At 65.4% G+C, this 22,881-nt stretch carries 23 protein-coding genes and 1 pseudogene; 12 read left to right on the top strand and 12 right to left on the bottom strand.

The features are described from left to right. Positions 1-7 precede the first annotated feature (7 nt). From nadA to M529_RS37080, 4 genes are all read left to right on the top strand, one after another. Positions 8-1,003 (top strand): quinolinate synthase NadA, encoded by a 996-nt coding sequence (gene nadA / locus M529_RS37095; RefSeq protein ID WP_021318335.1) that lies wholly within the window; start codon positions 8-10, stop codon positions 1,001-1,003. 75 nt (positions 1,004-1,078) lie between these two features. Then, on the top strand, positions 1,079-2,497 hold the full coding sequence (locus M529_RS37090) for a phospholipase D-like domain-containing protein (protein ID WP_021318334.1): 1,419 nt from the start codon (positions 1,079-1,081) through the stop codon (positions 2,495-2,497). Between the two features lie 79 nt (positions 2,498-2,576). Then, positions 2,577-3,428 (top strand): carboxylating nicotinate-nucleotide diphosphorylase, encoded by an 852-nt coding sequence (gene nadC / locus M529_RS37085; RefSeq protein WP_021318333.1) that lies wholly within the window; start codon positions 2,577-2,579, stop codon positions 3,426-3,428. After that, entirely contained in the window at positions 3,421-4,269 is an 849-nt protein-coding gene (locus M529_RS37080; RefSeq protein ID WP_021318332.1) for a ribonuclease T2 family protein, read from the top strand. The genes nadC and M529_RS37080 overlap by 8 nt, the downstream gene beginning before the upstream one ends. Positions 4,270-5,056: 787 nt before the next feature. Here the strand turns inward: M529_RS37080 and M529_RS37075 are convergent. Together M529_RS37075 and M529_RS37070 are read right to left on the bottom strand one after the other, a co-directional pair. Continuing rightward, the gene (locus tag M529_RS37075; RefSeq protein ID WP_021318331.1) at positions 5,057-5,479 is read right to left on the bottom strand and encodes a DUF4112 domain-containing protein; all 423 of its coding nucleotides are present in this window, start codon (positions 5,477-5,479) and stop codon (positions 5,057-5,059) included. Between the two features lie 17 nt (positions 5,480-5,496). Next, on the bottom strand, positions 5,497-6,981 hold the full coding sequence (locus tag M529_RS37070; RefSeq protein WP_021318330.1) for an ABC transporter substrate-binding protein: 1,485 nt from the start codon (positions 6,979-6,981) through the stop codon (positions 5,497-5,499). A 498-nt stretch (positions 6,982-7,479) separates the two neighbouring features. Between M529_RS37070 and M529_RS37065 the strand changes: the two genes are divergently transcribed. Further along, entirely contained in the window at positions 7,480-8,361 is an 882-nt protein-coding gene (locus tag M529_RS37065) for an OmpA family protein (protein WP_021318329.1), read from the top strand. Between the two features lie 339 nt (positions 8,362-8,700). On the opposite strand, the gene rplL is transcribed toward M529_RS37065, so the two are convergent. From rplL to M529_RS37040, 5 genes are all read right to left on the bottom strand, one after another. Then, positions 8,701-9,081: a 50S ribosomal protein L7/L12 gene (gene rplL / locus M529_RS37060; RefSeq protein WP_021318328.1), complete on the bottom strand. Its 381-nt coding sequence runs from the start codon at positions 9,079-9,081 to the stop codon at positions 8,701-8,703. A gap of 91 nt (positions 9,082-9,172) precedes the next feature. After that, positions 9,173-9,688, bottom strand: a complete 516-nt coding sequence (gene rplJ, locus M529_RS37055; protein WP_021318327.1) for a 50S ribosomal protein L10 — start codon at positions 9,686-9,688, stop codon at positions 9,173-9,175. A gap of 320 nt (positions 9,689-10,008) precedes the next feature. After that, positions 10,009-10,242: a type II toxin-antitoxin system RelE/ParE family toxin gene (locus tag M529_RS37050; RefSeq protein WP_021318326.1), complete on the bottom strand. Its 234-nt coding sequence runs from the start codon at positions 10,240-10,242 to the stop codon at positions 10,009-10,011. Further along, positions 10,230-10,472 carry a CopG family ribbon-helix-helix protein gene (locus M529_RS37045; RefSeq protein ID WP_021318325.1) on the bottom strand — a complete coding sequence of 81 codons (243 nt, stop codon included), beginning with the start codon at positions 10,470-10,472 and terminating at the stop codon, positions 10,230-10,232. Before M529_RS37045 ends, M529_RS37050 begins: the two co-directional genes overlap by 13 nt. A gap of 115 nt (positions 10,473-10,587) precedes the next feature. Beyond that, positions 10,588-12,693, bottom strand: a complete 2,106-nt coding sequence (locus M529_RS37040) for a RelA/SpoT family protein (RefSeq protein WP_021318324.1) — start codon at positions 12,691-12,693, stop codon at positions 10,588-10,590. Between the two features lie 113 nt (positions 12,694-12,806). Here M529_RS37040 and M529_RS37035 point away from each other — a divergent pair, with 113 nt between their 5' ends. The 3 genes from M529_RS37035 to M529_RS37025 are packed head-to-tail and all read left to right on the top strand — an operon-like array spanning position 12,807 to position 15,246. Next, positions 12,807-13,289, top strand: a complete 483-nt coding sequence (locus tag M529_RS37035) for a winged helix-turn-helix transcriptional regulator (protein ID WP_031295038.1) — start codon at positions 12,807-12,809, stop codon at positions 13,287-13,289. Between the two features lie 53 nt (positions 13,290-13,342). Continuing rightward, positions 13,343-14,449, top strand: a complete 1,107-nt coding sequence (locus M529_RS37030) for a sensor histidine kinase (protein WP_031295037.1) — start codon at positions 13,343-13,345, stop codon at positions 14,447-14,449. Beyond that, positions 14,446-15,246 (top strand): LytR/AlgR family response regulator transcription factor, encoded by an 801-nt coding sequence (locus tag M529_RS37025; RefSeq protein WP_021318321.1) that lies wholly within the window; start codon positions 14,446-14,448, stop codon positions 15,244-15,246. Before M529_RS37030 ends, M529_RS37025 begins: the two co-directional genes overlap by 4 nt. Positions 15,247-15,256: 10 nt before the next feature. On the opposite strand, the gene M529_RS37020 is transcribed toward M529_RS37025, so the two are convergent. After that, positions 15,257-15,673, bottom strand: coding sequence for a GtrA family protein (locus tag M529_RS37020; RefSeq protein ID WP_021318320.1), 417 nt, complete (start codon positions 15,671-15,673; stop codon positions 15,257-15,259). Positions 15,674-15,882: 209 nt separating this feature from the next. On the opposite strand from M529_RS37020, the gene M529_RS37015 reads away from it, so the two are divergent. Next, complete coding sequence (locus M529_RS37015; protein ID WP_031295036.1) at positions 15,883-17,781, top strand: hypothetical protein; 1,899 nt, start codon at positions 15,883-15,885, stop codon at positions 17,779-17,781. Here the strand turns inward: M529_RS37015 and M529_RS37010 are convergent. Both M529_RS37010 and M529_RS37005 read right to left on the bottom strand, forming a co-directional pair. Next, positions 17,743-18,201, bottom strand: a complete 459-nt coding sequence (locus M529_RS37010; RefSeq protein WP_021318318.1) for a nucleoside deaminase — start codon at positions 18,199-18,201, stop codon at positions 17,743-17,745. The genes M529_RS37015 and M529_RS37010 overlap by 39 nt on opposite strands. Positions 18,202-18,240: 39 nt before the next feature. Next, positions 18,241-18,462, bottom strand: coding sequence for a hypothetical protein (locus M529_RS37005; protein WP_021318317.1), 222 nt, complete (start codon positions 18,460-18,462; stop codon positions 18,241-18,243). Between the two features lie 157 nt (positions 18,463-18,619). Here M529_RS37005 and rpmB point away from each other — a divergent pair, with 157 nt between their 5' ends. Then, the gene (gene rpmB, locus M529_RS0124745; RefSeq protein ID WP_031295035.1) at positions 18,620-18,913 is read left to right on the top strand and encodes a 50S ribosomal protein L28; all 294 of its coding nucleotides are present in this window, start codon (positions 18,620-18,622) and stop codon (positions 18,911-18,913) included. Between the two features lie 70 nt (positions 18,914-18,983). Here rpmB and M529_RS37000 read toward each other — a convergent pair. Next, positions 18,984-19,981: pseudogene (locus M529_RS37000) on the bottom strand (esterase-like activity of phytase family protein). Between the two features lie 187 nt (positions 19,982-20,168). On the opposite strand from M529_RS37000, the gene M529_RS36995 reads away from it, so the two are divergent. Together M529_RS36995 and M529_RS36990 are read left to right on the top strand one after the other, a co-directional pair. Then, positions 20,169-20,591 carry a glycine zipper 2TM domain-containing protein gene (locus M529_RS36995; protein ID WP_021318314.1) on the top strand — a complete coding sequence of 141 codons (423 nt, stop codon included), beginning with the start codon at positions 20,169-20,171 and terminating at the stop codon, positions 20,589-20,591. Positions 20,592-20,711: 120 nt separating this feature from the next. Beyond that, a complete protein-coding gene (locus M529_RS36990) occupies positions 20,712-21,638 on the top strand; it encodes an IS1595 family transposase (protein WP_031295034.1) in 927 nt (308 codons plus the stop codon). Between the two features lie 108 nt (positions 21,639-21,746). Here the strand turns inward: M529_RS36990 and M529_RS49260 are convergent, their stop codons facing one another. Continuing rightward, positions 21,747-22,604, bottom strand: coding sequence for a DUF3800 domain-containing protein (locus M529_RS49260; RefSeq protein WP_152522601.1), 858 nt, complete (start codon positions 22,602-22,604; stop codon positions 21,747-21,749). Positions 22,605-22,881: the final 277 nt, after the last annotated feature.

Raw genomic sequence — 22,881 nt, 5'->3', positions numbered from 1 at the left:
GTACAGCGTGGATGCACGGGGAGGAATAGGCGGTTCGCTGGCGGGGCTGGACCTGCGCGCGGAGATCGACCGGCTGCGCAAGGAGCGCAATGCGGTGATCCTGGGCCATTATTACCAGACGCCCGAGATTCAGGACCTGTCCGATTTCGTCGGCGATTCGCTGGAGCTGTCGCGCAAGGCGGCGGAGACGGACGCGGACGTCATCGCCTTTTGCGGCGTGCGCTTCATGGCGGAGACCGCCAAGATCCTGAGCCCGCAGAAGATTGTCGTGCTGCCCGACATGGACGCGGGCTGCAGCCTTGAGGACAGCTGCCCGCCCGCCCAGTTCAAGGCGTTCCGCGAGGCGCATCCCGACCATATCGCCTTGAGCTACATCAACTGCTCGACCGAGGTGAAGGCGCTGTCCGACATCATCGTCACCTCCTCCTCGGCGGAGACGATCCTGTCGCAGATCCCCAGGGAGCAGAAGATCATCTTCGGCCCCGACAAGCATCTGGGCGGGTACCTGAAGCGCAAGTTCGACCGCGACATGCTGCTGTGGCCGGGCGTGTGCATCGTGCACGAGGCGTTCAGCGAGACCGAGCTGCTGAAGCTGAAGGCGCAATATCCCGGCGCCCCGGTCGCCGCGCACCCGGAATGCCCGCCCTATATCGTCGACCATAGCGACTATGTCGGGTCGACCAGCGGCATCCTGCAATATGCCAAGACGATGGAGGGCGACACGCTGATCGTCGCCACCGAACCGCACATCATCCACCAGATGGAGAAGGCGGTGCCGGAAAAGACCTTCATCGGCGCGCCGGGGGCGGACGGCAACTGCAACTGCAACATCTGCCCCTATATGGCGCTCAACACGATGGAGAAGCTCTACCTCGCGCTGCGCGACCTGCAGCCGCGGATCGAGATGGACGAGGGGCTGCGCCTCGCCGCGAAGAAGAGCCTGGACCGGATGCTGGAGATGGCTTCGGGCACGATCGGGCAGGGGGACCTGGGCAACCGCTGAGGCCCCGACCGGGGAAGAGGCGGGCCGCCCATTATCGCCTTGTCCGCTGTCCCGCACATGGTCCAGTAAAGGGCCATGTTGGGCCTTCCCGAAACCGACCTGGGCATCGCCTTCTACGCGCTGGAGTGGGCGGTCCGGATCGGCGCGCTGGCGACCATCCCCTTTCGCCGCAGCCCGGCGGCGGCGCGGGCCTGGCTGCTGCTGATCTTCTTCCTGCCGGTGCCGGGGCTGCTGCTGTTCTGGGCGATCGGCAGCCCACGCTTCCCCGAATGGCGGCGCGAGCGCTTCCGGGAGCTGGACGGCTGGTTTTCCGTGCTCGCCGAGCGGCTGCGCGCCCATGCGCCGGTCGCCTTGCCGGAGGAGCAGGCGCCGGTCGTGGCGCTCGCCGCATCGCTGGGCAAGATGCCGGCGACGGGAGGCAACCAGGTCGAGATCATCACCGACTATGACGGCGCGATCGCGCGGCTGATCGACGACATCGACGCGGCGTGCGACCATGTCCGCATCCTCGCCTATATCTTCGCCGACGACGCGGTCGGGCAGCGGGTCGCGGCGGCGCTGGGCCGGGCGAAGGCGCGCGGCGTTTCGGTGCAGGTGATGATCGACCCGGTCGGCTCCCGCCCCTGGCTGCGCGGCACGCGGGCGATGCTGGCGGAGGCGGGGGTCGAGCTGGCCGAGGCGCTGCCGCTGCGCTGGATCGGCCGCTACACCCGGCGCGACATGCGCAACCACCGCAAGCTGTTCGCCATCGACGGCGCGATCGGCCATGTCGGGTCGCAGAACATCGTCGCGCGCGACTTCCGGCCCGGCATCGTCAACCAGGAACTGGTCGCCCGGGTTGCCGGCCCGGTCGTCGCGCAGATCGAAGGCGTGATCCGCGCCGACTGGTATATGGAGACGCACAGGCTGGCCGACACGCCGGTCGCGATTCCCCCGCCGGCGGGAGAGGCGGTGGCGCAGCTGCTGCCCAGCGGGTCCAACTATCCGCTGGAGGGGTTCAAGACGCTGCTGGTGTGGCAGCTGCACCAGGCGCGAAGCCATGCCGTGCTGGTGACGCCCTATTTCGTGCCCGACGACGACCTGGTGGACGCGATGCGCACAGCGGCGCTGCGCGGGGTGCGGGTGGAGGTGATCGTATCGGCCGCGGTCGACCAGTGGCTCGTCCACTTCGCTCAGGCGTCCTATTATGCCGAGCTGCTGGCGGCGGGCGTCCATATCCACGCCTATCGCGGACGGCTGCTCCACGCCAAGACGGTCGGGATCGACGGGCGGGTCGCGCTGCTGGGGTCGAGCAATGTCGACATGCGGTCCTTCCAGCTGAACGAGGAGGCGAGCCTGCTGTTCTACGACGCCGCGTCGGTCGCGGCGGTGGACGCGGCGCAGCGCGGCTTCCTGGCGGAGAGCGACGCGATCGACCGGGCTGCGTGGCGGGCGCGCCCCTTCTGGCGCAAGGTGCTGGAGAATATCGCGCGCATGGTGGGGTCGCTGCTGTAAGCCCAGGTACCGGGGAGAGGTTGGAGCGCGAGATGAAGACGGTGGCATCGCGCCGCCGGATCGCTTATCGGCTGGGCGCATGAGCGACTTTACCCTGGACGGCTTCGACCTCGACGCCTTCGTCCGCGCGACCCTGGCGGAGGACCTCGGCCCCGATGGCCGCGACGTCACCAGCGAAGCGGTGATCCCCGCCGATGCCCTGTTCGAAGGGGTGATGGACAGCCGCGACGCGGTGACGCTCGCCGGGCTTCCGGTCGCCGCCGCCTTCTTCCGCGCGCTCGACCCCGATGTGGAGATCGAGCTGCTGGCGCGGGACGGCGACAGGGTGCCCGCGGGCACCGACATATTGCGCATGAAGGGCAGGGCGCGCGCGATGCTGACGGCGGAGCGATCCGCGCTTAATACCGTGCAGCACCTGAGCGGCATCGCGACGCTGACCCGCGCCTATGTGGACGCGATCCTGGGTACGGGCGCGACCCTGCTCGACACCCGCAAGACCATTCCGGGGCTGCGCGTGCTGGAGAAATATGCGACGCGGCAGGGCGGCGCGACCAACCATCGCATGGGCCTGTGGGACGCGGCGATGATCAAGGACAATCACGTCGCCGTCGCCGGATCGGTGGAGGAAGCGGTGCGCCGGGCCGCCGCGGCGGGCATCGAGCGCGTCATCGTCGAGGTCGACCGGGTCGACCAGATCGAGCCGGCGCTAGCGGCGGGCGCCACCCACCTGCTGCTGGACAATATGGACGCGCCGACCCTGCGCGGCGCCGTCACGCTGGTCGGCGGCCGGGTGCCGACCGAGGCGTCGGGCGGCGTCACGCTGGACACGATCCGCGCCAAGGCCGAAACCGGCGTCACCTATATCAGCGTCGGCCGCCTGACCCAGTCGGCCCCGGCCGCCGACATCGGACTGGACTTCGCCTATGCTTAGACTGATCCTGCCCCTCATCCTGCTGCTCGCTCCCGGCACGGCGCTGGCGCAGGCGGCGCAGTGCAGCCTGCCGGCCCAGCTTCCCCGCCCGGAAAAGGAGGGCCCCACCGCCAAGGAGCCGCGCCGCATCCTGCCGATCGGCAGCTATACGCTGGCGATCAGCTGGTCGCCGCAATATTGCTCCGGCGCGCGCGGGAACGACGACCGCTTCCAGTGCGGCGGGCGCAACGGCCGCTTCGGCTTCACGCTGCACGGCCTGTGGCCCGACGGCTTCGGCAAGGAGTGGCCGCAATATTGCAGGCCGGCCGATCTGGTGCCGCGCACCGTCATCCGCGACAATCTGTGCACCACGCCCTCGGCCCAGCTGATCCAGCATGAATGGGCCAAGCACGGCACCTGCATGACAACCCGGCCGGAGCTGTATTTCAACCTGTCGCGCGCCTTCTACCAGTCGCTGCGCTTTCCCGACATGAAGGCGCTGGCCCGGCGCAAGACGCTGACCGTCGGCCAGTTCGCCGACGCCTTCGCCCGCGCCAACAAGGGGCTGAAGGCCGACATGGTGCGGGTCACGACCACGCGCGGCAACTGGCTGAGCGAGGTGTGGCTGTGCATGGACCGGGCGATGGAGTTCACCCGCTGTCCGCCGCACCAGGGCGGGGCCTCGACGATCAGCTATCTGCGGATTGCGCCCGGGCCGAGCATCGCCAACCCGCGTCCGCCCGCCGGTGCGGCGGACAGACCGGCGCCCAGGCCGGGCAACACGCCGGCGCGCAGGCCGGGTCTGCGGCTCGACCTGGACCCCAATGTCCAGCCGCTGGGCAATGCGGCCGGGACGGAATGACCCGCGCTCGCTGAAAGGCACGCGAACGGTTCACGATCGGGGGATGGATGTCCTTCGTCCGTTGAAAGGACGACGATGCCTTTGGCAAATTCGAAGGCGTGATGTCGGCTTTCGACCTTTGCGGACATTCGGCAGATCGAGCATACTCGCCCGCGATGAACTACATATCCAACCGAACTTTCTTAGCTTGTGCCGCACTCGCTCTGTTGAGCGGGTGCACTCCCGAAGGATTTGAGGTGACGCCCTGCTTGCTGAATAGTCACCTTGCCTTCCGCATTCACCCGATCGATGGCTGGTTTACCGACTATCAGCCCCGCCCGATGAGTGTGCTTGTCGTTGAAAAGTTTCCTGGCAACTACGAAGAGCTCATGAATTCTGAAGCGCCCTATCGTTGGCCTGGACTGTGGAGCGCCGAGCTAAGGTATTACGGAGATGAGGGCGCTTACACGAAACGCCCGTCTCGACAGCGACTTCTTTACGGCCAACGCCTCTCACAGTGGGACGTGGAACAGTCAGCTAGGCGCCTAATCGACGGAAAAAATTATCAGATAACTATCCGCGACAGCGGCCGCAGTGGTGATGCTAGCTTCACCGCAGGTGCGCCGCTGCCTGCCTGTCCCTAAGGTCCGCTTCCCACCCCATCACGACTTTTCATGGGCTGGCAAAGACAGAACGGCCGTTCAAAGGAATCCCGTGCTTCTGCGAACGCACTCGATCTACGGCTCGGGTGCGTCCGGTACCGCCGTCTGAACTGGGCTCCTGCCTTCGCAGGAGCACGCCGGGATTGCTACCCGTCGATCGTCGCCGTCGCCGGGTGGTGCCGGTCGAGATGGCGGCGGATGATGCGCAGGTTCTTCGTGTTGGACTTGTAGAGGAAGTCGAACACGTCCCCCGCGAAGGGGATGGCGCCCAGCAGCGTGTCGACGCCGACATTGGCGGCCATGCGGGTGATCTGCCATTTCGACATGCCGAGGTTCCGGGCTTCCCACACGATCCAGGCGCCCATCGCCGCCGTGGCGAGATCGCCGACCACCGGGATGAGGCCGACGAGGCTGTCGAGCCCGACCCGGCGGCTGGTGCCGGGGATGACGAACAGCCCCTCCAGCATCGCTTCCATCGCCTCGATCCGGCGACGGACCGAAGCGGGATCGCGGCCGAAGCCGGGCATGTCGCGCACGATGCGGTCGAACTGGTCCTGGGATATCGCCATCGTCATCCTCCAGCCCCCTAATTGGTGCTGCGGAAGAGATGGTTCAATGGGTGGCGCGCGCGGGGCGAGGGGGTGAAGCCGTTGAGCCGACGCGACACCAGCGACCAGCGGATCGGATTCCCGAGCGGGATATAGCCATTATGCCCCTGCACCAGCCGGAGCGCGTCGTAGATTCGCGCCATGCGCTCGCCCAGGTCGCTGGCGAGGCCAGCCGCCTGAAGCTGCGCCTCCGCATCCGCGCTGCAATGGATTTTCCGGGCGCAGCCGACCCGGCCCAGATACCAGAGTGCGCTGTCATAGGCCGCGACCTCGTCGATCAGGCGCAGGTCGGCATCTTCCTTTACCGATACGCGCCGCACAAAAAGGCCGATGGCGCCGAGATCGCGTGCGAGCAGGCCGAAGAGCAGGGTGGAACCGGGGCCGGCGGGCAGGGCGACGCGCAGCACCGGCGGGTCGCCATGCGCGGCGCGCCAGCGGTCCACGACCGCCCGGGCCCGTGCCCGGCGCTCGTCCATGGACAGGATCGCCCATTCCGTCGGCGGCGGTGGTGCGGGAAGGTCCAGCTGGTCCGGCATGAGCTGCTCGGTGGTTGCCCATCCGCCGAGCGGGAAGAAGGCGGGAAGCCGGCTGCGGTCCACCGCCATGTTGATCGCGGCGCGAATGCCGCCGTCGTCGAGCAAAGGGCCCTGGCCCGTGACGGCGAAACCAAGCAGCCCTTCCACGGGGTCCACCCGCACATCGCCTCGGTCGATTCCGGCGGGAACCAGCAGCGGCAGGTCCGAATAGCGGCCGCCCAGCATCAGGTCCGCCTTGCCTTCGCGGAAGCGGATGACGGCGAGCGCGGGCCGCTCCGCCCGCAAGACCCGCATCGCCCAGGCCGGGGTGGGCAGGTCCTCGCCGTCCAGGCTGGCCGCCGGATCGTCGATCGGGGTCAGGAACAGGGCCTGGCCCTGCCGCGCCGCGCGATAGGGGCCCGTGCCGCCGGTGCTGGAAAGCAACGCCATCTGCGGCTGGGCGAGCATCTGCAACAGGACAGGGCGGGGGGCGGCGAGGCGGATTTCGATGACCTCACCAGTCATCGGCACGACCTCCATCACCGCGTCGAGCGGCCCGTCGGGGTCCAGTCGGCGCAGCGATTCGATCCGGGCGGTCAGCAGGCGGGCGATGTCGGGCGCGGTGACGCGCGCGCCGTCGGGCCAGAAGGCGCGGCGCAGGCGGAAGATATAGCTTCGCCCGTCCTCTTCCACGATCCAGCGCTGGGCGAGCGCGGGCAGGATGTCGCCGCCCGCGTCGAAGGCGACCAGCCCCTGCGCCGTCGCCTCCAGGATCAGCTTGGCGGCGGGATCGGGCAGGTTCTGCAGGGGCCTGGCGAGGTCGTCGCGGTCTCCCGCCACGCTGACCGCCACCGGTCCGCTGCCTTCCCTGGAGCAGCCCGGCAGCAGCCCGAGCAGCAGCGCGCACGCAAGGGCGGCGGGGCGGGGGCGGGCAAGATGCTGGCGCATACCGCAGAGGTAGCCCGGGAAGCGCGGCGCGCCAACCGGGATTAGAGGGAGGCGGCGAGCCGGGTTGCGCCAGGGTGAACGGCAAGCCGGCACCCGCAGGCCCATGCATAAGGCGCAAGAAGCGGGCTTAAAATCCTAAGCAGGGTCATGACTGTGCGTTCGGAGGGAAGGTCTGGCCGCCAGATCGCGCAATAGCGGGAAGATGAGGGTGGCGATTCCGTCAATGCAGGGAGGAGGGCAGGAGGCACCTTGCCTCGGCTCGTCGCAAGATGCGTTCAAATGAACGACACGGAAACGGTGACAACATGGGCTGTTCATCCAGCCGCAATGTTGACCCGAACACCCAGCATCCATGGCGTTCAGCGGCGACTTCCAGTCGCATGGCATGAAGCCAGATATGGAGAGGGTTCCGGCCGCCCCGGTCCATGGGACGGGCGCGGCGGGACGACAAGCTGCGATCGCGCAGGCCCGACAGATCGAATGTGAGGGAGCATCGCAATGAACGCCAATTCCAAGAGCCCGAAACTTCTGCTTTCGCTTGCCTTGCTGGCCGGCACCGCATCCACCGGTGTCGCGGTGGCGCAGACGCAGGAGCCGCCCCAGGCCGACGTGTCGGCGACCTTCTCCGCGCCGGCTGAACCTGCCGCGGCGCCGGCGGAGGGACCGGAGGTCAAGGGCATCATCTCGGCGCGCAGCGGCGACCGGATGAAGGTCACCGCCGCCGACGGCACCAGCACGATCGTCGCGGTCAACGACGACACCAAGATCAGCGCGAGCAAGGGCCTGTTCGGCCTGGGCCGCAACAAGCTGGCTTCCGCGTCGCTGGTCAACGGCCTGCCGGTCACGGTCAAGACGCTGCAATCGGGCGGCGACCTGCTGGCGAGCAAGATCACGCTGCAGAACAAGGACCTCAAGACCGCGTCCATGATCCACAACGGCACCGCCCAGCGCTTCGAGGAGCAGACGGCGGCGACCGAGGCGCTGCGCGGCCGCATGGGCGAGATCGACCAGTATAATGTGAAGAGCACGACCAATGTGAACTTCGACACCGGCAAGGCGGTGCTGTCCGCCCAGGCGAAGCAGGATCTGTGCGCCACCGCCGCCACGGCCGAGGGGATGAACAACGCGCTGCTGCTGGTCGTGGGCTACACCGATTCCACCGGCGGCGAGGAACTGAACCAGGAACTGAGCGAGAAGCGCGCGGGCCGCGTGGTCAACTATCTGCAGCAGGCCTGCGGCTGGAAGCCCTATCGCATGCTGACCCCCACGGGCATGGCCGAGGCGGACCCGCTGGCGGACAATTCCACCCCGGAGGGCAAGGCGCAGAACCGCCGCGTCGCGGTGAACGTGCTGGTGAGCAAGGGGCTCGACGGATTGTAAGATGGATGAGGGCGGGCCTGGCCCGCCCCCTGCCGGATGGCGATTATGGGTGGGAAGCCACCATGATTCCGTTCGTCCTGAGTAGCCATTGAGCTTGTCGAAATGGCGTATCGAAGGACTGATGTCGTGCGATGACCCTTCGATACGGGCCTTCGACAAGCTCAGTCCCTACTCAGGGCGAACGGATGCAGAGAAGTTTTCGCTCTGGCCGTTAGCGGTCATCCCCGCGAACCACTCTCGGCCGCGCACAGAAAAAGGGCGGCGTCCCGCAGGACGTCGCCCCTGTTTCCTCCGGCCGGAGCCGGACCGATGCCCCCGCATCGCGCGGGGGAAAGCGGCTTACTTGAGCTCGACGGTCGCGCCGGCTTCTTCCAGCTGCTTCTTGACCTTCTCGGCCTCGTCCTTGCTGACGCCTTCCTTGACGGCCTTCGGCGCGCTCTCGACCAGCGCCTTGGCTTCGGTCAGGCCCAGGCCGGTGATGGCGCGGACTTCCTTGATGACGTTGATCTTCTTGCCGCCGTCGCCGGTCAGGACGACGTCGAACTCGGTCTGCTCCTCGGCAGCCGGAGCAGCGGCGGCGCCACCGGCGGCCGGGCCGGCAACGGCGACGGCAGCGGCGGCCGAAACGCCCCACTTCTCTTCCAGGGCCTTCGACAGCTCGGCGGCTTCGAGGACGGTCAGGGCCGAAAGCTGTTCGACCAGTGCGTTGATGTCTGCCATATTACTTTACCTGTTCCCTTCTGGGCGGGGCGTTGAAAGGCCCCTTAAACTAGAGTTGAAACGATGTTCCGGTATCGGCCGGGCCTGAAGATCAGGCCGCGTCCTTTTCCGCATAGGCGTTGAAGACCCGCGCGAGCTGCGCAGCCGGCGCCTGGGTGACGGTCGCGAGCTTGGTCGCCGGGGCCTGAATAAGGCCGACGAGCTTCGCACGCAGTTCATCCAGCGACGGCATCGAGGCGAGCGCCTTGACGCCCTCCGCGTTCAGCAGCGTCTCGCCCATCGCGCCACCAACGATCTCAAGCTTGTCGTTGGTCTTCGCGAATTCGACCACAACCTTGGCGGCTGCGACCGGATCGGCCGAAGAGGACAGCGCCGTCGGGCCGGTCAGCAGGTCGCTGATGCCGGCATAGGGCGTGCCATCCAGGGCGATCCTGGCGAGGCGGTTCTTCGTAACCTTGTAGGTCGCGCCCGCTTCGCGCATCTTCTGGCGCAGGACGGTCGACTGGGCGACCGTCATGCCGAGGTTGCGCGTCACGACGACGACAGCGACCTCACCCAGATGAGCGTTCAGCGCGGAAACGACCTCAGACTTCTGATTACGATCCATGCCATTCTCCACTTCATGTCCGCCGGCAAACCGGCGAACGGCTAAAACCCGCGCCGAGGCACGGGGCATGTAGTCCGAAGGGGAGAGGTTACCGGCCCGGCCGTTTCAACGAACAGGGCAGACCCGGACATGCCAAAGGCCCGTCCGGCAAGAACTTTTCCCCGTCTAGGTTGGAAATTAAGAAGGGCATATTCCCTTCGCCAACTGTCTCGGACGGAAGACAGGCGGGGTTGACCCGCCGGTCTGCTGGCGCGCCCTTAGGGGAAAAGGCCGATGATGTCACGCGGAAAATGGGCCGGCGCGCGCACCACCTTTCCTGCTTAACCCCCCTCACGCTGATGCCGGATCGCCAATATCGTCACCCTGTCGTCCTCGACCCGATAGCGCGCGACACAGCCGCTGTCGCCGAAGTCTATCAGCCATTCGCGGAACTCGTCCGGCAGGTCGTCCACCAGCCGCCCCATGCGTGGATAGGTGCCCGGCATCTTGACGCCCAGCCGGATCGCTTCGCCGGCGCGGCGCGCCGCGTCGGGGGCGAAGATTATTCCCGGCATTCAGGCGGGGGCAGTTCGTCGTCCGATCCCCAACTTGCCAGCCAGGCGTCGACCTCTTGCGCGGTCACGTGGCGGCCAGTCGCCTGAAATTCGTCCCAGGCTTTCAGCGTATCCTGCCGCAAGGCTTCGCGCGCTTCTTCGCGATCGACATATTGGGTGATCGCTTCGCGCATGATCCAGTGGGCCGAGCGGCGGCGCGCCTCGGCAAGCCGCTGGACGCGCGCCTTCATTTGCTCATCGAGCTAGATGGACGTGGCAACCGCCATTTCACACTCTACAGTAAATAGTAGAGGTATTACCTATCACTACCTAGTGCATTATCGGACCGATGTCGATGCCGTCCCCCTAAACCCGGTCCGCCTGCACCACCGTGTCCAGCGCGCGCAGCGCCGACAATATCCGGTTCAAATGCTGCGCATCCGCCACTTCCAGGTCGATGACGTCGGTGTGGAACGGCCCCTCGCGGTTGGCGAGCTGGAGGTTGAGGATGTTGGCCTTGGTCGCGCCGAACACATTGGCGACCGCCGCGAGCGCGCCGGGCTGGTTCTTGACGATGACGGAGAGGCGCGCGGTGCCGCCCTTGGACTTGCTGTCCCAGCTGAGGTCCACCCAGTCGGCGTCCTGCCCGGCCTCCAGCGTCTTGCAGTCGATCGTGTGCACCTCGATCGGCTCGCCGGTGCGGCGGATGCCGACGATGCGGTCGCCCGGCACCGGGTGGCAGCATTCGCCGAGCTGAAAGGCGATGCCCGGCGTCAGGCCGCGGATCGACACCGGCGCGTGCTGGCGCGGATGCGCTTCCTCCATCCCAGCCGCACTGGTGGAGCCGGGGACGAGCGCCTCCATCACTTCGGAATCAAGCAGGCGGTGGGTCGCGATCGCGATCATCAGCGCGGCGCGGTCCTCCAGCTTCAGCCGCTTGATCGCCGCCGTCAGCGCCTTGTCGCCCAATTCGCTGGCAAGGTCGGGGGGGAAGCGGCCGACGATCTCCTCATAGAGCTTCTCGCCCAGCGCGATCTCTTCGCCGCGCTGCTTCTGCCGGATATAGCGGCGGATCGCGGCGCGCGCCTTGCCGGTGATGGCGAAGGTCAGCCAGCCCGGCTGCGGCTCCTGCCCCTCCGACTTCAGGATTTCGACCTGGTCGCCATTTTCGAGTTCGGTGCGCAGCGGCACGACGCGGCCATTGACCTTGGCGCCGACGGTCTGGTTGCCGAGGCTGGTGTGGACGGCATAGGCGAAATCGACCGGAGTCGACCCCTTGGGCAGCTGGTGCAGCTCGCCCTTGGGCGAGAAAGCGAAGATCCGGTCCTGGTACATCGCCATGCGGGTGTGTTCGAGCAGCTCGTCCGCGTCCTGGCTCTGTTCCAGGATTTCGACGAGGTCGCGCAGCCAGGCGGCGTGCTGGTCGGTGGCGTCGCCCTGCTGCTTGTACGCCCAGTGTGCGGCGAGGCCGAGTTCGGCATCGTGGTGCATGTCCCGGCTGCGGATCTGCACCTCGATACGGGCATTGTCCTGGTGGATGACGGTGGTGTGGATCGAGCGGTAGCCGTTGCGCTTGGGCGTGGAGATGTAGTCCTTGAAGCGGCCCGGGACCATCTTGTAGGTCTGGTGGATGACGCCGAGCGCGCGATAGCAGTCCTCGGCCGTCTCGGTGATGACGCGGAAGGCCATGACGTCGGTCAGCTGTTCGAAGCTGATGTGCCGTTCCTGCATCTTCTTCCAGATGGAATAGGGGTGCTTCTCGCGGCCCGAGACCGTCACGGGCAGCCCTTTCCCGCCCAGCAGCAGCTGCAGCTCCGCACCGATCCGGTCGACCTTGTCGTGGCCGCCTTCCTTCAGCTGCTCCAGCCGCTTGGTGATGCTGTCATAGGCCTCCGGCTCCAGTTCGCGGAAGGCGAGCAGCTGCATCTCGCGCATGAAGTCGTACATGCCGATCCGCTCCGCCAGCGGGGCGTAGATGTCCATCGTTTCCCGCGCGATGCGGCGGCGCTTGTCGGGGTTCTTGATGAAGTGCAGCGTGCGCATGTTGTGCAGCCGGTCGGCCAGCTTCACCAGCAGCACGCGGATGTCGTCCGACATGGCGAGCAGGAACTTGCGGAGATTCTCCGCCGCCCGCTCATTTTCCGACATCGCCTCGATCTTGCTGAGCTTGGTCACGCCGTCGACCATGCGAGCGACGTCCTTGCCGAAGGCGCCCTCGATCTCCTCATAGGTGACGAGCGTATCCTCGATCGTGTCGTGCAGCAGCGCGGTCACGATCGTCTGGTCGTCCAGGTAGAAGTCGGTGAGGATGCCCGCGACCTCGATCGGGTGGCTGAAATAGGGGTCGCCGCTGGCGCGCTTCTGCGAGCCGTGCTTCTGGACCGAAAAGACATAGGCGCGGTTGATCATCGCCTCGTCCGCTTCCGGATCGTAGCGCTTCACCCGTTCGACAAGTTCATATTGACGCAGCATTGTTTCCCGATTGTCGGGGAACGGCCTTGCCGTGCAACAAAAAAATCCCATCTTCCCGTAAAATGCGCTGCGCTTTTGCAACAGCGCCGGCTTTGAGCTACACGGTCACGATCATGAAACACAATCTGGCCCAGGATCTCGAACAATGCGCGCTTCCCAGCGCGCTGGAGATGATGGGTGAACGCTGGTCCTTCCTCATCCTGCGCGGCGCGCTGTCCGGCATCCGCCATTTCGAGGAGTTCCAGTCCACATTGGGCATCGCCCGCAACATCCTGGCCAACCGGCTCGCCCGGCTGGTGGAAAACGGCATCATGGTGCGCCAGCCGATGCAGTGCGACCGGCGCAAGGTCGAATATCGCCTGACTGAAAAGGGCGAGGGGCTGGCCCCGGTGATGATCGCGCTGCGCCAATGGGGCGAACGATGGGGTTGCGCCCCGACATCGTGCCAGATCCTGGCGGATCGCCGCGACGGCCAGCCGATTCGCCCGATCACGATCCAGGCGCATGACGGCCGGCCGCTGGCGTTGAGCGAACTGGTCTGGCAATGCCCGGACGCGGTGATGCCGGTGGTGGAGGAGCCGGCGGCAGCGGCTTGACCGACGGGCGCAACGGCTTCACCCCGGACCGGAAATCGCCTAGTCTGAAGGCGATGTCCGTGTCCCGCATTCAGCCGCAGCCTTTCTTCGCCGACAAGAATCGCGCTTTCTGGAACCTGCAGTCGCTGGGCTGGGCGGGCGCGTTCCTGCTGCGCGGATCGTCCACCATCGCCAACGGCCAGCCGGTTTCCAGCCTGGTGCCGGTGCTGATCTCCACCGTCACCGGCTATTCGGTGACGCTGCTGATCGCGGTCGTGTTCCGCTTCCTCCAGAAGCAGCGGCCGATCGTCACCTGGGGCGTGTCGATCGTCACGGTGGTGGCGGCGGCCGGGCTGGTCGCGTTCATCGACGCCTGGGTGTTCTCGACCCAGAACCGGGGCAGCGAGACCGCGGGCGTGCAGCTGTTCCTGGGCGCCTTCTACCTCAGCATGACGCTGCTGGGCGCCTGGTCGGCGCTCTATTACGCGATCAATTTCTACCTGACGGTGGAGGAGCAGGCGGACCAGCTGCTGCGGCTGGAGAACCAGGCGTCGAGCGCGCAGCTCGCCATGCTGCGTTACCAGCTGAACCCGCATTTCCTGTTCAACACGCTCAATTCCATCTCCACGCTGGTGCTGCTGAAGCAGACCGACCGCGCCAATGCCATGCTGTCCCGCCTGTCGTCCTTCCTGCGCTACACGCTGATCAACGAGCCCACCGCTCAGGTGACGATCGCGCAGGAGGTGGAGACGCTGAAGCTGTACCTGGAGATCGAGAAGATGCGGTTCGAGGACCGGTTGCGCCCGGTCTTCACCATCGATCCGGCGGTGGCGCAGTCGCGCCTGCCGTCGCTGCTGCTCCAGCCGCTGGTGGAAAACGCGATCAAATATGCGGTCACGCCAAAGGAAGAGGGGGCGGAGATCGCCATCACGGCGCAGCCTGCCGGTGAAAACGTCCGGATCGTCGTATCGGACACGGGACCGGGATTGAACGAGGGCAATGTCAGGCCGAACATCCCGGCCCATGCGGGAACGGGCGTGGGCCTGGCGAATATCCGCGATCGCCTGATTCAGGCCTTCGGGGAACGACAGAGCATGGAAACGCGTTCCGGCCCGGGCGGCTTTTCGGTCATTATCGAAATGCCGCTTAACATGGATGAAACATCGAAAGTGGCCGCATGACCATCAGAACGATCCTCGTCGACGACGAAAGCCTGGCTATTCAAGGCCTCAAACTGCGGCTGGAAGCGCATGAGGATGTTGAAATCGTCGAAACCTGCAGCAATGGCCGCGAAGCCATCCGTGCCATCAAGACGCATAAACCCGACCTTGTGTTCCTTGACATCCAGATGCCTGGTTTCGACGGCTTTTCCGTCGTGCAGGGATTGATGGAGGTCGAGCCGCCGCTCTTCATCTTCGTCACTGCCTATGGCGACCATGCGATCCGCGCCTTCGAGGCGCAGGCGGTCGACTATCTGCTGAAGCCGGTGGAGGAAGGACGCCTTGCCGACGCGCTCGACCGCGTGCGCCAGCGCCTGTCGGAGAAGCGGCAGGTGCAGGAGGCGGAGAAGCTGCGCGAGGTGCTGGCCGAAGTCGCGCCCGAGGCGATGAACGGCTTTGCCGCCGACGAGGACGCGCCGTCGTCCAACCGGTTCGAGAAGCTGATCAACATCAAGGATCGCGGCCAGATCTTCCGCGTCGACGTGGATTCGATCGAGCGGATCGACGCTGCGGGCGACTATATGTGCATCTACACCGCCGACAATTCGCTGATCCTGCGTGAAACGATGAAGGATCTGGAGAAGCGGCTGGACCCGCGCAACTTCCAGCGCGTCCACCGTTCGACCATCGTGAACCTGTCGCAGGTGCGGCAGGTGAAGCCGCATACCAATGGCGAATGCTTCCTGGTGCTGGAAAGCGGCGCGCAGGTGAAGGTCAGCCGATCCTATCGCGACGTGGTGGCGCGCTTCGTGCATTGATTGTTGCCGTCTAGCGGAACACCCATTGCCGGTTGAGCACGAATACCGCCGCCGGAGTGACGAACAGCATGGCCGGGATGGGCGACCATTCCGGCCATTGCATATGGGTGACGCAGAGCCACACCCAGAAGGCGTTGAGCGCATAGCTGAGTAGCGAGACCAGCACGAAGCGCGCGCCGCGCGCGGCGTGGCTGTCGTCCCCGCCATGGCCGCGGAAGGTGAAGAGGCTGTGCGCGACATAGCCGATCGCGACCGCCGCGAGATAGCCGATGCCGTTGGCGACCTGCGGATGCAGCCCGGCGAGCGCGGCCAGCAACCAGTAGATCGCCGCCTGGCAGGCGGTGACGAACAGGCCGGTGAAGCCGTAGCGCACGAGTTGACAGAACAGGGCCCGCCGTTCGGGCGAGAGGTGCGTCAGGATTTTCAAATATTGCCCTCCATCGGTAGTTCTGCTTTGGAACCCGTCATGCCAGCGAAAGCTGGCATCTCCCTTTTCTCCGATGCGCGATTCAGGCCGGAAGAGGAAGCGGGATCCCGGCTTTCGCCGGGATGACGGAAGGGCGTGGAACCCGCAATTCCCTTCGCGCCCGTCGTCCGCCCCGTTGCGCTTTCCCGCCGACCGTCTAATCCACGCCCATGACCTTGCATAGCCCGGCAGCTTTCCGCGCGCGCGCCGCCTCCTTCCTCGCGCTGGCGGCCCCCTATGCGCAGCGCCACTGGAAATGGCTGACCTTCCTCATCTGGATCGTGATCGTCGTCGCCTTCCTGGTGACGCGCTGGCCCGCGATCCATTGGTTCGTGCTGTCCGACACCGACGACAATATCCGTTACGTGCAGGTCAAGGACTGGCTGGCGGGGCAGGGCTGGTTCGACCTGCGGCAGCACCGGCTCGATCCGCCGGTGGGCGCGAACATCCACTGGTCGCGCCTGGTCGACCTGCCGATCGCGGCGCTGATGCTGTTCTTCCGCGCCTTCGTCGACCAGGGGCTGGCCGACCGGCTGGCCTGCGGCATCGCGCCGCTGATCCCGCTGCTGCTGCTGATGCTGAGCCTGGGCGCCATCGCCCGGCGGCTGGGCGGCCCCCATGCCTGGTTCGTGGCGGTCCTCGCCCCGCTCGCCGCACAGATGGGGCTTGGCATGTTCGCGCCGATGCGGATCGACCATCATGGCTGGCAGCTGGCGCTGGCGGTAACGATGCTGGCGGGCCTGATCGACCGCAACTGGTTGCGCGGCGGCATCATGGCGGGCGTCAGCAGCGCGCTGTCCATCGCCATCGGCATGGAGATGATCGTCTATCTGGCGGCCGGCGGCGCGCTGGTCGCGCTGCGCTGGGTGTTCAAGGACGGGGCGGGGCGGCGGATGCAGCCCTATGCGCTGAGCCTCGCCGGCGCGACGTCGCTGCTCTTCGTCCTTTTCGCCAGCAACGACAACCGGCAGATGGTGTGCGACGCGATCTCGCCCATATGGGTCGCGGTGTTCGGCGCGGCGGGGGCCGGCATGGTGCTGCTCGCGCGTCTGCCGCTGCGCAGCTGGCCGGCGAGGCTGGGGGCGGGGATCGTCGTGGGCGCGGCGGTCGCCATCTTTACATGGGCCAACTGGCCGCAGTGCCTGACCCCCTATCAGATCTCGCCGGAGCTCCAGCGCCTGTGGCTGGCCAATATCCGCGAGGCGAAGCCCATCACCGCGCAGGCGCAGAGCGTGGTCGTGCCGCTGATGGCGATCCCGCTCGCGGGCCTGATCGGTCTGCTCTGGGCGCTGTGGGACGCGCGGCGGGACAGCGAGCGGCTCTGGGCTTGGGCAACGGTGGGGCTGATGATGCTGTTCTCCACCGCGCTGCTGTTCTGGCAGCTCCGCGCGGGGCCGGCGGCGCAGCTGCTGGCGATTCCGCCCGCCGCCTGGGCCGCGCACCGGCTGCTGGTAGCCATCATAACCGGCCGGACATGGATGCGTGTTGCGGGGATCGCGGGCGCGCTGCTGCTGGCGGCGATCGCCTGCACCTATCCGCTCTATCCGCAGGTGACCGCGCTCTGGGCCGAGGTGACGGGCAACAAGCCCAAGCCCTGGCGCCCCGCCGCCAAGGCGCGATCGGAGGCGATCAAGAAGGCGAACGGCCGTTGCCGTACCCTGCCGGCGCTGGAGGTGCTGGACCAGCTGCCGCCCGCGACGATCTTCACCCTGGTCGACCTCGGCCCGCGCCTGATCGCGACGACGCATCACAGCGCGCTCGCCGGTCCCTATCATCGCAACGGGGCGACGATCCTGGACATCCACCATGCCTTTGACGGCCCGGTCGATGGTTTCCGCGCGATCGCGGCGCGGCATCATGCCACCTATCTGCTGGTCTGCCCGAATTTCCCGGAAGGGACGATCTATGCCTCGCGCAGCCCGCGCGGCTTCTATGCCGGGCTGATGCGCGGCGATATTCCGGGCTGGCTGCACCCGGTGCCGCTGCGGACCGGCATGACGCTGCCCTATACGCTCTACCGCATCGACTATTCAGCGGCGGGCGGCGAAGAAATCGCGCAGCAGCGCTGAGCCCTCCGCCTCGGCCAGCCCGCCATAGACATCGGGCCGGTGCAGGCATTGCGGCTGGGTGAAGAGGCGCGGCCCCTGTTCGACCGCGCCGCCCTTGGGATCGGAGACGGCGTAGTAGAGGCGCGCGATCCGTGCGTGGGAGATGGCGCCCGCGCACATCGGGCAGGGCTCCAGCGTGACCCACAGGTCGCAGCCGGTCAGGCGGAAGTCGCCCAGTCGCGCGGCGGCCGCGCGGATCGCGACGATTTCGGCATGGGCGGTGGGGTCATTGTCGCGGCGGTTGCGATTCTCTCCCTCGCCCAGGATCGCGCCGGCGCGCGTCACCACGGCGCCGATGGGAACCTCGCCCGCCTCGGCGGCGGCGCGCGCAAGGTCCAGCGCGCGGCGCATGGGGAGGGGCAAGGGAAAGGGCGGAGCCATGCCCCGCCCTTACAGGATCGAAGGCCCTGAACGAAAGGGTCAGGGCTTCTTGACGTCCACGGTCGGCACTTCCACGGTTTCCTTGCGGGTGCCGACCTCGACCTTGGCGACGTTCGCCTCATATTTGGGCAGCTCGCCGCCCTTGACCGCCACTTCGGGCAGGCGACCATCCTGGGTCTTCTGCAGGTCGATGAAGCCGGTGGCAATGCCGCCTGCCAGGACCAGCAGCACGATCAACAACAGTCCGCCAATGACTCGCATGTCGGTCTCCTTTCGGTTATACGCGGCTCCAACGCCCGGGGTGGGGAAAGGGTTGCGCGCGGCGCGTCCTCCCGATCCGGGCGGGTTGACGACGGCGGGGAATCCCGCTATCGGCGCCGCTTTCCGAACGAACCCGAACGACAAGGTTGAGAAGATTATGTCGCGCATCTGCGAGCTGACCGGCAAGGGCCGCCAGGTGGGTCACAATGTGTCCCACGCCAACAACAAGACCAAGCGTGTCTTCCTGCCCAACCTGCAGAATGTCACGCTGATCTCCGAATCGCTGGAAAAGAGCGTCACGCTGCGCGTGTCGACCCATGGCCTGCGTTCGGTCGAGCATAATGGCGGCCTCGACAACTGGCTGCTGAAGACCGGCGACGAGAAGCTGTCGCTCAAGGCTCGCCGCCTGAAGCGCGACATCAAGAAGAAGCAGGCCGCCGTCGCGGCCTGATTCCTTTCGCTTCGTTCGAGCATGAAGGGCGGCCCGGCGACGGGCCGCTTTTTTGCGTTCCGGTCGCCGCTCAGCGCGGCGGCCATTCCGGCAGGGCGAATTTCAGCAGCAGGGTGCGCTGGAAGAATTCGTGATTGTCGTCTGACACGATCCAGATGATCGTCCGGCCGCCCTCCCGCGTCACCGCCAGCCCCTCGAAATTATCAGCGAGCAGCGGCGGCGCGAGCGTCGCCAGTGGTCGCGCGCGCAGCTGTGCCCCCGTCTCCAGCCGCTCCGGCAGTTCCACCATGGCGAGTGTGCCGGTGAAGAGTTGCGCCAGCGTCAGTCGCCGGTTGAGCACCAGCAGGTGCCGCTCGTCCAGCGCCACGGCGTCGGTCGGCCGATAGCCCGGCGGCGGATAATAGCGCAGGTGCATGGGGGCAGGGGTGGCGTCGTCCGCCGGATCGCGGGCGAAGAGCAACGTGTCGTGGCTGCCATCCGCCGTCACGCCCATCTCCCCGATCGCCAGGAAGCGCCCGTCGGGCAGGCGCGCGAGCGATTCGATCGATCCGGTTTCCGGCCAGGCGGCTATTTCCGGCCAGGTGCGGCATTCCTCGACCCGCACGAAGCCGGGGCCATAGCGGCAGATCATCTGCTGCAGCTCGAATCCGACCCAATAGCGGTCGGTTGCAGGGTCGTGGGTGAGCGATTCCGAGTCCCATGCCCACCAGGGCTTGCCCCGATCCTGAGCCCGGACCGGCAGGGGAGCGATGAACGGGCGTCGGGCATCCGTGCCGTCGCCGACATGGAAACCCATCAATATGCCCGCATCGCTCAGTGCCAGCACCTGCCCCGGCGGATCGACCAGCAGGGCCGAGATGCCGCCGAAGCCGGGATTGGCGCTGCGCAGTTCCCAAGCCCCCAGATAGGCGAGCGCGCCGACGTGCTGCCGTGCCGGCGCGCCCTCATCCAGCGGCAGCGCCCGCGCGCTCACCAGCAGCGACCCGCTCGCACCGTCTGGGGCTTGTTCGGGGGCGGCGCCGGCAGCAGCAGGATCGCAAGGGTCAGGACGAGGAGGATTCGACGCATTGTCGTTCCGCATAGGGGAAAGTTCGCCCAAGCGCAGCAGGGCGCCGGTGAACCGTGGGCGGCTGAACGGCGGCTGACACCGCCATTCAGGCTCGGCTCAAAGCGAATCACGCATAAGGGGTGCAATCGATGGCGAATCCCCGCTTCGGATGACGCCGTGGATATGGCAAAACTGAGGAGCAACGCCATGAAGACCAAGTTTCTCGTCAATATGGGGGCCGCGCTGGCGATGGTCGCCGGTTCCCTGGCAGTGACTGCCACCCCCGCGATGGCGCGCGACGGATGGGGCCGTCACGATCGCGGCGACTATCGCGGCTATCGGGGTCATCGCGGCTATCGCGGCGATTACTACCGTGGCTATCGCGGCGGTTATGGCGGTGATTATTACCGTGGGTATCGTGGCTATCGCGGCGGCGACTATCGCTACCGCTATCGCTGCCGGGACAATGGCACGGGCGGCACCATCATCGGTGCGATTGCCGGTGGCCTGCTCGGCAATGAAGTGGGCAAGGGCAGCGGCCGCTACAACCGGGGCGACGGCACGACCGGCGCGATCATCGGCGCGGGCGTAGGCGCCCTGGCGGGCCGGGCGATCGACCGCGACTGCTGAGGCAGAGTCGTTAGAGACAGAAGAGGGCCGTCCTTGGGGGCGGCCCTTTTTTTTCGCGATATTATACTTGACGTACCCACTCCGAGAACGTAGAGTGAATCCATAATCGGAGCACACCAAATGTCGAACCTCTCCAGCCCTCATTTTCACGACGAAGAAGCGGCCTACGCTTACGTTGAGGCGCGCATCTGGCCAAATGGCCCTGTCTGCCCGCACTGTGGCGGCGTGGAGCGCATTTCGAAGATGCAAGGCGAAAGCACCCGTATCGGCGCCTACAAGTGCTACCAGTGCCGCAAGCCATTCACCGTGAAGATCGGCACCATCTTCGAAGGCAGCAAGGTCCCCATGCGCCTTTGGCTTCAGGCGATGTATCTGATCGCGGGCAGCAAGAAGGGAATTTCCAGCAACCAACTTCACCGCATTCTCGGCGTCACCCTCAAGACCGCCTGGTTCATGTCTCACCGTATCCGCGAGGCGATGCGTTCGAACGATATGGCCCCGTTTGGTGGCAATGGTGGTGCGGTCGAGATTGACGAGACCTTCATCGGGCAACTCAAGGGCGTTCCGAAGCGCCGCGCGTTCCACCATAAGATGAAGGTACTGGCACTGATCGACCGCGACACTCGCCAAGCGCGCACCATGGTCATTGATGATGTGAACGCCAAAACCCTGATGCCGCTGGTCATGCAGAACGTAGCCCGCGAGGCCCGCGTGATGACCGACGAACACAGCGGCTATCGTGATGTGAAGCACCATTTCGCCGCTCACGGCACCACTTCGCACGGTCGCGGCGAATATGTGAACCTTGAAGATCGCAGCATCCACAGCAACACCGTCGAAGGCTATTTCTCGATATTCAAGCGCGGCATGAAGGGTGTTTACCAACACTGTGGCGAACAGCATCTTCACCGCTACCTCGCTGAATACGAGTTCCGCTATAACAACCGCTCCGGCCTTGGCATCGAGGACTCCGAGCGTTCGGATCGGTTGCTGATGGGTATCATTGGCAAGCGGCTTACCTACCAAACAGCTAGTGCGAGGGCGTAATGCCGACGAAAAAGCACAAGGAAACCCAAGAAGAGCAGAGCGCCAGGTTTCGCGCCGAAGTCGAGCGCATGGTGGCCGATGGCGAACTAAGCCCCACCGAGGCCGACATCATGGTTGATCGCTTAACGAGGAATATAGCGTCCCCAAAACTGATGCCCCCATCGGACGCCGAGTCAAATCTTCCCTGATGGCGAAATCGTGATCGCCAAAAATCGGTCGATATAGCTTTGGTGCCAAGCGCCAATTGGTCAAATATTGCTGGAACGCCCACGCCATTGCGTCCGCGATTTGGAGGAGCGGGCTCCCGCGTTTCGTCATATACTGGATCTCTTCATCACCAATGATGTGTGTTATCTTCCTCCGAAAAAGCCATGAATCAGGGTCAGGCTCCTGATCATTAAAAATGAATGGTATATGCCCCAAGGTTTGCATCATGTGATCGCATTTTTCAGCGACAAGCGAAGCTCTCTCGTCAGGATAGTGATTTGAAATAAACTTGTCCGATACAGCTATCGAGCCAGCGAACGCAAAAAAGTGCGCTCGCTTGGCAGCTTCCGCTTTATCCAATCCTTTAAAGCACTCATCTTTTTTTATCCAACTGAGTGCAACAGGTATGTTTTCTTTGGACACGATTTCTACCATATCCGTGATGTAAGATAACCTTTGATTTTTACTCCAATCTCTAACGATATCTTTGAAGTTCTTATTCCCGTTCCAAATATCAGTAGCGTGAAAAACAGGAAGCGGCCCCGCAGAATTACCAGCATGCTTTCTGTTGACCTCGTCCACCCTAGTCGCGAGTCGAGCGTAGTGTTGATCTGCATTGATGATCACAGCGGCTACAACAGCGACAGGCTCTCGCCCAGAAGTGCCAGATTCATCGATATAAATTCGCCGCACCCAGTTCCCCATTTCGACAGACTGGCCACTGAGAGAAATTGGCCATGCAGGTTCAGAGGCGTTCACTTAGCACCTCCCGCCCCGCTTGGGTATGCCTGGTATAATAACGCCTTTTTTTTGGGTGATGGGGACATAAGACCAAGCCCGTCATCCCAGCGAAAGCTGGGATCTCCCTTCTTCTGGCTCACCCGAAGAAAAGAACGTGATATTCCAGCCTGCGCTGGAATGATAGTGAAGCTTTATGACAGCTTTGGCCGAAAGCCGTCTCAACTGCGCATTGTCACTGTGCCGCTTCGCCTTCATTGACCGGCACCGTCCTGCCGCGGTCGGCGCGCGACGCGGC

Source organism: Sphingobium ummariense RL-3 (assembly GCF_000447205.1).
GTDB lineage: Bacteria > Pseudomonadota > Alphaproteobacteria > Sphingomonadales > Sphingomonadaceae > Sphingobium > Sphingobium ummariense.
Note: the sequence above shows the minus strand (reverse complement) of the source record. Positions and strands in the feature narration are given on the sequence as shown.